This is a genomic window from Halolactibacillus halophilus (genome assembly GCF_900115605.1).
In the GTDB taxonomy this organism is placed as follows: Bacteria; Bacillota; Bacilli; order Bacillales; family Amphibacillaceae; genus Halolactibacillus; species Halolactibacillus halophilus.
In genome coordinates this window covers 35,935-47,850 of record NZ_FOXC01000021.1, presented here as the reverse complement: position 1 = coordinate 47,850, position 11,916 = coordinate 35,935, and the positions used below count along the sequence as shown (strand labels likewise).

Genomic DNA, 11,916 nt, shown 5'->3' with positions numbered 1-11,916 from the left:
GTACTCACTTTTTCAAAAGCGAAAAAACTCTCTAAACCCCTGAAAAATAAGGGGTTAGAGAGTTTTTGTTTTAATTAAGTGTCAAACTCGAGATATTATCTCAGAATTTAATGAGTTTGTTAAGGTGATTCAGGTAAATGTAGAAAGAATAGTATTAAATACCCGTCTTATTAATTATTAAACTTTAAGTGGTATATCTCTTTTATTGGATTACTTCTTGAGATATAACTAGAATAATCGCTTGACATCTAGAGTCATCTAAAGTTATATAGAGAAAGAGGTGATTTTAATGGAGCAAGTATCAATTATAATGCCCGTATACAATTCCGAAATTTATTTATGGGAATCTTTACGGTCTGTATTAAATCAAACTTATAAAAATATCGAAGTGATTTTAATAAATGATGGTTCGACTGATAGTACATTGGATATTATTACTTCATTAGCTAGGGAAGATAAACGCATAGTGAATTATACCACCCAAGGAAATAAAGGTGTGGCTCAGTCCCGATTAACAGGTTTACAAATGGCAAAAGGAAGTTATATTTATTTTTTAGACAGTGATGATTTTTTAGATGAGAGAGCGATTGAAAGATTAATTAATGCTAAAGGAAATAACTTGGTGACGGTTGGTAAGATGGTTAATGCAACTAAGTATGAAAAACAGGAATTTATAGGTAATGATGAACCGAAAATATACAGAAAAAAACGAACTAAATTATTCAAAAAGCGCTCAATCTTACATGCATTAATTCAGAAAGAGATATTGATTGATGAGATAGATAAACTAGTCGTTGATGCAAGACATTTTTCAGATTTATCTTATATTGCGAGAGTAATTGAACAAACATCAGAAATAGTATACGTTAGCAGTTCGATTTACTACAAACGTTTGAGAAACGATCCTCTGAACCACCCATCATTAATGCAAGAAGACATGCTTAGCAAGCTGCAATCATACTTAACGATGATGAGTGTCTTAAAAGATCGTTATAGTAGCAAATTAAAGGTTAAAAAATATTTAGATCATCAATTTTTAAATTATTATAGAAAATCAATTGTAACTTATTTGAAGAAACAGAATCAATCAGAAGAAATTTTTGAGTTACTTGTTAAGATTTCTAATTGCTTTGAAGAGAAGGCATTACAAAATAAATCCATTATATTAAAGCGTGAATTTAAGCCTATATTACAGAATAATTACCTGAAATACACTAAAATAATGAATGCGCATAATACATTAAGGGATATTAAACGAGCTGGTAGAAGTAAGCATTATCTATATACATTCTTATATCGTAATGTATTTATTAAAATCCAAATGGACGATAAGTTAATTTTGTTTGAAAGTTTTCTGGGGAAAAATTACTCTGATTCTCCAAAGTATATATACGAAGAGTTATTAAATTGTGAGGCGGATTATAAATATGTTTGGATTTTTAACGAAGTAGGAAAAGAGATTTCTGGAAATGCTAAACAAGTCAAACGTTTTAGCTTAAGATACTATTATTACCTAGCTAAAGCTAAGTATTGGGTGAGTAACTCAAGGATTCCTAAACGGTTTGATAAGAGAGAAGGGAATATTTACCTTCAAACATGGCATGGAACTCCGCTTAAGAACCTTGTATTTGATATGAGAGATGTTCACTCAGCCAATCCGCATTATAAACGAGATTTTTATATTCAGTCAAGGAGATGGGATTATCTTATTTCACCTAATCAATATTCGTCAGACATTTTCAGGAGAGCATTTATGTTCGATAAAAAAATGTTGGAAATTGGATATCCTAGAAATGACGTTTTGTATAAAAAAAATAACGAAGATGAAATTAATAAATTGAAGCGAAAAATGCAATTACCTTTGGATAAAAAGGTAATTTTATATGCACCCACTTGGAGAGATGATCAATTTTATGAAGCGGGCAAATATAAATTTAATCTCGAACTTGATTTGAATAAAGTAAGAAAAGAATTATCAGAAGAGTATGTTGTTGTCTTACGGATGCACTATTTTATTGCAAATCAATTAGATTTAAGTGAGTATAAAGATTTTGCATTTGATTTCTCTAAATATGATGACATTTCTGAGCTTTACCTAATCTCAGATTTATTGATCACAGACTACTCTTCAGTGTTTTTTGATTATGCTAATTTGAGACGTCCAATTCTATTCTTTACTTATGATTTAGAGAATTATCGTGATAAATTAAGAGGTTTTTATATAAACATGGAAACAGATTTACCAGGACCATTACTATATAATACGGATGGTATAGTAAGAAGTATTCACAGCATTGATGATATTTCTAAAAAGTTCAATAAAAAATATAATGAATTTTATAGAAAGTTCTGTTCGTGGGATGATGGACATGCAGCAGAAAAAACTATAAAAGAAGTGTTTAACTGATTTGAGGAATAGGAGAGGGAGAAGGGAAAATTGATAAAAAAACAATTAAGAAAAACCGTTCGCAAAGCGATTTCTTTTCTATACTTTATATTGTTTAAGTTGTTTCTACTACTGCCTCAACAAAATAAGATCATCTTTGAAAGTTTTCATGGTAAACAGTTTAGTGATAATCCACGAGCAATTTATGAGTATTTACAAGGGATTAATGTACCAAATCTTAAATTGATATGGGCAATTGACAGGCGAGCATCGCGGTTGTTAAAAGATAACCGTTTTACATCGGTAAAACGGTTATCTCCTATGTGGGTTTATCATATGGCGACATCGAAGTACTGGGTCACAAATACCCGTTTACCGCTTTGGATACCAAAGGTTGCTAAAATATCATATGTGCAAACATGGCATGGTACGCCTTTAAAAAAACTTGGTGTGGATATTGATGATGTAAAAATGCCTGGCACTAACACCGAGAATTATAAAAAAGGTTTTTTACAAGACTCTAGTAAGTGGGATTATCTAATCTCTCAAAACGTATTTTCAACTGAGCAGTTTCGAAGAGCATTTAATTATGATGGGGAAATTTTGGAGTGTGGCTATCCAAGAAATGATTATTTGATTAATAACAACAATTATGATTATATAAAAATACTAAAACATCGTTTAGGAATTGATTCTAATAAGAAAATAATTATGTATGCTCCAACCTGGAGGGATGACGAATTTATTAACGTGGGGCACTATAAGTTTAATTTAAAGCTCGAACTAACATTATTAAAATCTTATTTGAAAGATGATTTTATAATTTTAATTAGAGCACATTATCTTATCTCTGAGAAGTTAGATTTGAATATATTTGAGGGATTTGCTATTAATGTTTCAGAGTATGAAGATATAAGAGATTTATATCTTGTTTCGGATATGTTGATTACAGATTACTCTTCCGTATTTTTTGATTATTCTTTGTTAGAAAGACCAATTCTCCTATATGCGTATGATTTAGAAAAGTACCAGCATAAATTGAGAGGTTTTTATCTTGATATTGAAGAACTTCCTTTTCCTATATGTAGAACAACTGAAGAAGTTTTGAATTTAATAAAGTTAATAGATTTTAATGAGAAAGTTAATTTTTCACAAGAATACAAAGAACGCTTTAATGCCATTGATAATGGGACTGCAGCAAAGTGTGTCGTTGAACAAGTAATACTTTCTGACATTTAAAATATCAACCTCCCGGATTAATCATCTAATTCGTTTAATCCGGGAGGTTTTATATTATCGGTTATTTTGGTATATTTTTCAAAAGAATTGATTGTATTTCATTATAGATTCTTTTATTATTTAAACGATCATTATAATAAAAAAGCGATGTTCGTCTATCACTAAAATTACTCTTATCCACAAAACCGCGATTTATTAAATCTGATATTTGGTTTAGTAATTCATCTTCAGTAGAACTGATTTCACCCAAAAATGTTTCATTTTTATCTCTTAAGATACCATTTCTGAAGAAAGTGTCAAAGTCAAAATGATAGTAAAGAACAGGTTTATTTAAATAAGTAAAATCAAATGATACTGATGAATAGTCAGTAATCATCAAATGATTTCTTTGAATCAGTTCTTGAACAGTCGCCTCTCCTAGTTGAATAACACTAATATTTTTTAAATTGTTATCTTTAAAATGTTGTATATATGGCTGCATACGATAGTGAGGATAAAACTCCAAATGAACATTATTTTCTTCAAGCAATGTTTGCAACTCCGGATGGTTTATTAAAGCATGATACCTTTTATAATACTCTGATTCAATAAAAGTTTTTTCATCTGTTAACCACTCACGCCAAGTAGGCATGAGTAAAATTGACTTTTTGGTCGTAGTATTATTGAGTGCATCAAAGCGAGATAATCCAGTGATTTTAACATCATCATCGTCGTATTCAAATACTGAAGTTACAAGCTCTTTTTCTTTAATTGAACTTACACAGAACATGTGAAAAGGATACTTATAAAATTGTTTATTATACTCTACAATTTTACGACCAAGGACTCCGTGTTGTAGAAAAATCCGTATGCCTTGTTGAAAAGAAGTAAGAAACTGTCCAGGTATAGGTAAAATGTTTTCAAAATCATGAGTTCCAATAAAAACTTTTGTTTTCAACAATAGGTTAAAATGTTGATTGCTACCGTAATCGACTACGTTACCTAAATGTTTTACTCTTTCAAAGTCATTTGAAGAAGTGTCTATCACATAGTAAATAGGTAGATCAGGATGATTCTCTCTACAATATTTAAAAAAGTGATAACCATTATCTTGAGCAGTATCAAATCGTTCTCCAATTAACCACACATTCTTGTTCTTAAAAAAAGTCTTTGAAATTTGCTTATTGTATTTTAATTTGAATGCATTTTTTTTAGAAAGCTTGTATACTAATAATTTAATGTTACCAAATGGACTGATTGCTTGAGAAAATAGCATCACATTATTTTTGTTTTTAAAAAATTTATTTTTCTCATAATAGTCTTTATAATAAGTAAACTTATTAAACCGTAATTTTTTTTGAAAAGTATATGATTTATAATGTACTTGGACAAATATATCAAAAATGTTGAATGCGTTTTGAATTTTATAATATAGTTTTGATAAATGAATAGTGATTTTAAAAGAATTAAAGCTGTTTTCTGTTATGTTAATGTGATCTATAAGTTCAAGTATATCACCGGTATATCTATCACGCAGTAAAAAAGATGTTTTTAAATCTATTTTTTTTTGTATAATGTTTAAACCACTTTGGCCAACTATAATTATCTTATCTTCTACAAATTCAAAAGATTCAATATTTCTTACTTGTGTAACCTTTTTATATTCAAATCCTAGAAAATTCCCTTTTGTTCTGTAAAAACAGCTTTCAATTAGTTCTTCGAATTCTAGTAAGTCATTTGTTTTATCTGGTAATGAATCATCAATGATTTCCAGCTTTACTTTTCGATAAGATTGATTAATAGAAAATTGAAAATCAATTTTCCACTTACCTAAGTATATATTTAACAAATTTTCTTTCATTTTATTTGTTAAAGTAAAATGTACTAAGTAATATTCATTTAATTTCTCTATGTTAGCTGGGACTTCAATCTTGTTATTTATCATATGCATAGGTTCGAGTACAATGGATGATGAATTTTCATCATATTTTTCAATTATATTTTTTGAATGTAATCTAAGGGATAACGTTATATTGTCGTGATATCTTTTAACTTTATGCAAATCAACAGGTAAAGCAAAAGGGGTAACCTTTATAGATGCATTTCCATTTTTAGTTTGATAAAGGTTGATATTGTAACTTTTTTCGTCTGAATAATAAATAATAGCATTATCAGAATATACATCTTTTGAGATTTGGAGTCTTGATGTTTCGTTAGAAGTAGAGAGCAGATAAATGTCCCAGATGCCAGTATTAAATATTCTACAATCAATAAAAGCGCCTTTAAATTTATCAGACTGAATTTGGAACATGTGTTCTATATTGCTTTTTCTTTTTTTTATTAAAATATGGGAGTGTTTTTCTATGTCGCATTCTTTTGTAAAAGTGATTAAAACAGATTCACCATTGAGTTCATAGTTATTTAATAGGCATGTCATTTACATTCACTCCTTTTGATGAATAAGTTTTATATTGACTTGAAATACCAAGAGTTATTATTAACCATTGGATCATTCCAATGTGAAAGTTATTCTGAAAAAGTGTTAATTCAAAATTAGAATATATAATGGTTGCTATAAAAAATCCAACCGATAAAACACCTTCAAATGTATGCATATTCTTTAATAATAGTATCCATATAAAATAAAGGAAGATTAGAAAAATGGTCAGTCCAATGATACCAGACTCCATGAAAATCTGTAAATATTGATTATGAGTGGATGTAGTAATTCCATCGATATGTCCTGCTTTTGAACTTATACCATGTCCGAAAAGTGGAGATGTCATTGAATGATCCCACACTGCACTCCAGATGCGTTCTCTACCACTAAAAAAACCTTTAGAAAACACTGAAATAGAAATTTTATTCAATCCGTCTCCAATGGCAGTATTCGGTAACTTAATATACATAAATATGAAAAGGAAGTTGAATGCTAGGGCTATAAAGATAATGTAATATATGAAGGAATTTCGATATTTATGAATAAGTATGATTAACACAACAAGTATTAAAGAGAGAAGGATAGACCTTGCACCTGTTTCAGTAATCAAAAAGAAAGAAATAAGTAAAGAAACTATAAAATAGGATTTTAATATTATATTACTAACATGATAGGTAGCTAAAGTTAAAAAGTATGTACCACAAAACAAGAGAATAGCAAGACCATTTGGATTTCTAAAACCACTAGCAAAATTTCTAAAAGGGCTATTAGAAATATCAAAGGTCCAATCCCAAAATAGGAATAGGATAGATAAACTAATGATATAAGCTATAAAAATAATACTCTTATTATGCCAATCAGTTTTTATGGATATAACAATAAAAGTGAAGCTTCCGAGAAGTTTTAAAATAAGCTCAATATTAAAATCATTATTGATGAAACTACTCGTAAAGATTGTTAAAAAATACATACTTATTATTATAATAAGATCACGATGTGTAAGTAGGAAGCGGTAATTTTTAGTTGAGGCTAAAATCAATACACTTAAGCTTAAATAGAGTAATAACGTTAGCATATTGTTTCCTGTGACTCTTAAGGTATTTTCTGTCAATTCAAAAATACTTAGAAAAAGTAAAGTGAGAAAAACCACTTGGTTTTTAAATGTTAGCGAAAAAGTATCGTTCATTATTAAACACTCCTAAAAAGCTATATTTAATTTAAATTGTACACTATAAACAAGTTAAAATGAATATCATAATTGTTTTTTCATCAAATAACTAGTATAATTCAATAAGTATTTACGAGCTAAAGAAAGGAAATTTTATGACAACTGTTATTAAAGTATTAAAAGAACAATTCAAATATTTTTATTTAATTCGTCGTTTGTCTGTATATGAATTAAAAAGCAAGAACAACGATAATTATCTAGGTATGGCATGGGAGCTTATAAATCCGATTTTTCAAATTGCAATTTATTGGTTTGTATTTGGTTATGGGATTCGCCAGCGAGAAGATATACAACTGACTGAAGATTTGTCAGTCCCTTTCATCTATTGGATGATTATTGGTATGATTGTATGGTTATTCTTTTATCAATCCATTATTCAAGGGTCAAAAGCGATTTATACTAGAATAAAAATGTTGGCAAAAATGAATTTTCCAATGAGTATTATACCTAATTACGTTGTTTTAAGTCGCTACTTTGTTTTTTTAGGGATGTTTTTCATCCTCATAGTAATTATGAATATATCAGGGTATTATGTTAATATTTATTATTTGCAATTTCCATATTATTTAGTGGCGTTATTTGCCTTTACATTTTCACTTGCTTTCGTTATGTCAACGCTATCGACGATAATTCGTGATATTCAAATGTTTTTACAATCAATATTACGAATGGGTCTCTATGTTTCTCCAATACTTTGGAATGTTGAGACGATTGCTAATGAGACTATTAGCTTAATTATGAAGTTAAATCCATTGTTTTATTTAATTGAAGGTTTTCGGTATAGCTTTTTTGGTATTGGATGGCATATTATAAGCGATCCGAAATATACGATGTATTTTTGGGGAATAACCATCTTACTCTTTGCATTTGGATCGATGCTTCATCTCAGATTCAGACGGCATTTTATTGATTTTGTATAAAGAAGGGATTATATGACGATATCTATAGAAATCAGAGATTTATCAAAAAAATATAAACTATATCAAAATAGAAGTGAGCGATTTAAAGACTTAATTCTACCCAAAAGCTATGGAAAAGATTTTTGGGCTTTACACCACGTTAATTTTAAGGCGAATAAAGGAGATATAATTGGATTTATTGGCATTAATGGCTCTGGTAAATCAACGTTATCCAATATCATTGCTGGTATTGTTCCGGAAAGCAGTGGCCAAATAAAAATTAATGGACAAGCATCACTTATAGCAGTATCCTCAGGGTTAAAAGGGGACTTAACTGGGCGACAAAATATCGAATTAAAATGTTTGATGTTAGGTTTTTCAATGAAAGAAATAAAAGAAATGCAACAAGGTATTATTGAATTTGCAGAATTAGAGGATTTTATAGATCAACCTGTAAAATCATACTCGAGTGGAATGAAGTCTAGGCTTGGCTTTGCTATATCGGTTACAATTGATCCAGATATTCTTATAATAGATGAAGCTTTATCTGTTGGAGATAAAGCATTTGCTGAAAAAAGCATTGAAAAAATGAAGGAATTCAAGGCACAAGGGAAAACGATGATTTTTGTTAGTCACTCTATTAACCAAATCAAAAACTTCTGTAACAAAGTACTTTGGTTAGAATTTGGTCAAGTAAAGACATACGGCGATGTTGATGATGTCATACCTCAATATGAAGATTTTATTAAAGATTATAAGAAGATGACTAAAAAACAAAAAAATGCATATAAGAGAAGTGTTTTAAAAAAACAAAATGTCAAAGTTGGTAAGCAATGAAGATAGTAAATATATTAAATATAAATATATTGAGCGTGACAAAAGCATCATTTCTTGAAAAAATCATCTACCCCCGATTGAAATATCAGCAGTTAACGCATATTGTGACTGCCAACCCAGAAGTTATTGTAAAGACTTATGATAATGAACAATATTCTCAATCCATTAGCACGGCTGATTTTATTATAGCAGATGGTATAGGTGTAGTTAAGGGAGCAAGAATGTTGGGAGGAGATATACCAGAACGAATTGCTGGTTTTGATCTCATGCAAGATTTGTTGGAATATGCGAATAGAAATCAATTAAGTTGTTATTTTTTTGGCGGATCTAACATAGTGATTCAAGAAATGATTAATAAGTTGAGTAATCGTTTTAACAACATATCTGTTGTGGGTTATCACAATGGATATGACGATATTGATGAAGGTTTAATTTCACAAGAACTACGCACTAAAAAACCGGATCTAATATTTGTTGGATTAGGTGTGCCTAAACAAGAAGATTGGATAAGGATTCACAAATCAAAAGTAAACAAAGGTGTTTTTATAGGTGTGGGTGGAAGTTTTGATGTTTTAGCTGGAAAAGTAAAACGAGCACCTAATTTATGGATTAAACTCAATTTAGAGTGGCTATATCGTGTAATAAAGCAACCAACTAGACTTAGGCGTTTATCAAGTAATTTTAAATTCATCTTCTTGATTTTTCGGCAAAAATTCCAGAAGGTGCCTAAGAATTAATAACAATCGCTTTTTTGAAAACTTGTTTATATGTGGATTTTAGACATATGCAAATTACCGTTATTTCACTTAGAGTTGTAACAAAAATATTATGTGGCGTTGATTAGTTCCAAAATACTACCTGAATTGTAAAGTCAAATGCATAAACTTTTTTAAAAAAGATATGCCAATATATTCAAAAATCTATACTTATAGTGTTTTAATCGATGCGGATACTTGATTTTTGTGCCGTACTAGCCACCGCCTTGCGGCGTGCTCTTGACGCTTTTGTTCATATAGTTCTTGAGGGCAATCATACCCTAGCGTCCGTCTTGGCTTCATGTTTAACGCATCTGTGTACTGCTTTAAGTGTTTGTAAGTCAAATCTCGAAGAGGTAGACCTTTTGGTATAAACTCACGAAGTATATCATCATGGCGTTCGTTTGGTGCTTTTCCCCAAGAAGCGTAGTCATGTGCGTAGTACACGCCAAGATGTTCATATGTATCTTCTGATTTACTTAGCGCCCGAAGCTCTGATCCGTTATCTGTCGTAATGGTTTTGAAATTCTGAGGCCCGTGCTCTTCGATAATCTTAAGCATAGCTTCTCGGATATACTCTGGTGATTTGTCCTACAGCTTCTTGGTAACATAGTGTCGTGTTTGTCTTTCAAGTAACGTCAGAATAACGGATTCGCCTTTGGTCTTTTTACCGATGACTAAATCTAATTCCCAGTGTCCGAATGCTTCTCTCGTTAACACAGCAGGATCGCGCTCTTTGATACTACGACCGAGCTTACGTTTGTGGTTGTATAACATTTGGTTCTGCGATTCACTCTTTAAAGTGACGGGTACAATATCTTGTTTATTGGTCATAAAATTATCCTCCATTTCAATAAAGTTAACTTTATTGTAAATGGAGGATGGCACGTAAGGTATATACTCGTTCTATTGGCGCTTACAGTTGATCTACAGAAGAAAAAAACACAAAATAAAACACATGTTACAGCTGCATAAAAAGAGCCGAAACATGTGAAATATAAGCTTGAAATTATTGGTTAAAACTTCTCACCAACCCTATTTGACAAAGAACTACTAATCTTAGTATGTTTGACAAAGAACCAAAGTCCACGGCTATTTTATTCTTAATACTAATTTAATAAGTGTCATTTATGCTACTGCTAACATCTAAATCAAGATGGGTTCTTAATGTGTCTTTAACTTCTTCCAAATGCTCTTCATCTAGACCAAAGTAATAAGCATCCTCCCATTTATCATAACCTTCCAAACTGAGGTTTTCAATGGTTAAGTCACCTGATAAGGCATAACTAGATAGACTTTTAATTTCATTCCAATTTAAGTTAGTGGTCATATTATCTCCAACAGCGTCAAATAGTGTAGTAATATTAACAACGGCGTTCATCGAAATAGCTCGGTCTAGAATCGCGCTCATTAATTGTTGCTGTCTTTTTACTCGTTCTAAATCACTATCTTTTCTTCTTGTTCTAGCGAAGGCAAGTGCTTCTTCGCCTGACAATAATTGTTCGCCAGGAACAAGATGAATCGCGCCTTCAACATCATTTGAATCCATTTCATAAACTTCATAAGGGACATCTACTTTAACGCCATTTAAGGCATCGATAACATCAATAAACGCATCAAAATTTAGTCTAACGTAGTAATCAATGGGAATATCAAGTAAATGTTCAATCGTGTCAATGGAACCTTTTACACCATCATAGGCATGAGCATGGGTGATTTTGGTAAAGGTATCCTCACTTGGAACATATACATAGGAGTCTCTAGGGATACTGAGCATTTTAACACTATGATCTTGCTTATTAAAGGTCGCAAGAATAAGCGCATCAGACAAACCTTTTGTATTTGGATCTTGTCTTGCACCACCCTGATCAATACCAACGAACAGAATAGAGATATTATCTTTAGTTGGATCGGGAATTTCCTCACGTAATTCAGAACCTTGTTCTCTTCCATCATCTTCGTATGAAGATGACACAACGTTTTCGGCTTTGTTTAAAACGGCCCCTACATAAGTAGCGCCAAGTCCGATAAAGATGAGGATGGGAATAGCTATATATATTATTAATCTACGTTTTTTTTGTTTTCTTTTTTTTAACCGTGAATACTCATTATTTTGATGCATAAAATAGCCCCTTCTTTTGTTAGTTTTACAA

9 protein-coding genes and 1 pseudogene are annotated in these 11,916 nt (G+C 30.6%); 5 read left to right on the top strand and 5 right to left on the bottom strand.

Translation table 11 applies throughout. The annotated features are described in order from the left end of the window. Positions 1 to 289: 289 nt before the first annotated feature. Together BM098_RS08435 and BM098_RS08430 are read left to right on the top strand one after the other, a co-directional pair. Positions 290 to 2,407 carry a bifunctional glycosyltransferase/CDP-glycerol:glycerophosphate glycerophosphotransferase gene (locus BM098_RS08435; RefSeq protein WP_089832352.1) on the top strand — a complete coding sequence of 706 codons (2,118 nt, stop codon included), beginning with the start codon at positions 290 to 292 and terminating at the stop codon, positions 2,405 to 2,407. A gap of 30 nt (positions 2,408 to 2,437) precedes the next feature. Then, positions 2,438 to 3,625 (top strand): CDP-glycerol glycerophosphotransferase family protein, encoded by a 1,188-nt coding sequence (locus tag BM098_RS08430; RefSeq protein WP_089832351.1) that lies wholly within the window; start codon positions 2,438 to 2,440, stop codon positions 3,623 to 3,625. A gap of 61 nt (positions 3,626 to 3,686) precedes the next feature. On the opposite strand, the gene BM098_RS08425 is transcribed toward BM098_RS08430, so the two are convergent. Both BM098_RS08425 and BM098_RS08420 read right to left on the bottom strand, forming a co-directional pair. After that, positions 3,687 to 6,041 (bottom strand): CDP-glycerol glycerophosphotransferase family protein, encoded by a 2,355-nt coding sequence (locus BM098_RS08425; RefSeq protein ID WP_089832349.1) that lies wholly within the window; start codon positions 6,039 to 6,041, stop codon positions 3,687 to 3,689. After that, on the bottom strand, positions 6,022 to 7,230 hold the full coding sequence (locus BM098_RS08420; protein ID WP_089832347.1) for an O-antigen ligase family protein: 1,209 nt from the start codon (positions 7,228 to 7,230) through the stop codon (positions 6,022 to 6,024). Before BM098_RS08420 ends, BM098_RS08425 begins: the two co-directional genes overlap by 20 nt. A gap of 137 nt (positions 7,231 to 7,367) precedes the next feature. Here BM098_RS08420 and BM098_RS08415 point away from each other — a divergent pair, with 137 nt between their 5' ends. Genes BM098_RS08415 through BM098_RS08405 form a run of 3 tightly spaced genes read left to right on the top strand, consistent with a single transcriptional unit; the run spans position 7,368 to position 9,745 of the window. Beyond that, positions 7,368 to 8,192: an ABC transporter permease gene (locus BM098_RS08415; RefSeq protein ID WP_089832345.1), complete on the top strand. Its 825-nt coding sequence runs from the start codon at positions 7,368 to 7,370 to the stop codon at positions 8,190 to 8,192. Positions 8,193 to 8,204: 12 nt separating this feature from the next. Continuing rightward, positions 8,205 to 9,008 (top strand): teichoic acids export ABC transporter ATP-binding subunit TagH, encoded by an 804-nt coding sequence (gene tagH, locus BM098_RS08410; protein ID WP_089832343.1) that lies wholly within the window; start codon positions 8,205 to 8,207, stop codon positions 9,006 to 9,008. Continuing rightward, the gene (locus BM098_RS08405) at positions 9,005 to 9,745 is read left to right on the top strand and encodes a WecB/TagA/CpsF family glycosyltransferase (RefSeq protein ID WP_089832341.1); all 741 of its coding nucleotides are present in this window, start codon (positions 9,005 to 9,007) and stop codon (positions 9,743 to 9,745) included. The genes tagH and BM098_RS08405 overlap by 4 nt, the downstream gene beginning before the upstream one ends. 189 nt (positions 9,746 to 9,934) lie before the next feature. On the opposite strand, the pseudogene BM098_RS08400 reads toward BM098_RS08405, so the two are convergent. The 3 genes and pseudogenes from BM098_RS08400 to BM098_RS08390 form a co-directional block, all read right to left on the bottom strand. Continuing rightward, a pseudogene (locus BM098_RS08400) lies at positions 9,935 to 10,339 on the bottom strand (transposase); the annotation flags it as partial. 15 nt (positions 10,340 to 10,354) lie between these two features. Then, positions 10,355 to 10,597 carry a hypothetical protein gene (locus BM098_RS08395; protein WP_089832337.1) on the bottom strand — a complete coding sequence of 81 codons (243 nt, stop codon included), beginning with the start codon at positions 10,595 to 10,597 and terminating at the stop codon, positions 10,355 to 10,357. Between the two features lie 280 nt (positions 10,598 to 10,877). Then, the gene (locus BM098_RS08390; RefSeq protein WP_089832335.1) at positions 10,878 to 11,885 is read right to left on the bottom strand and encodes an LCP family protein; all 1,008 of its coding nucleotides are present in this window, start codon (positions 11,883 to 11,885) and stop codon (positions 10,878 to 10,880) included. Positions 11,886 to 11,916: the final 31 nt, after the last annotated feature.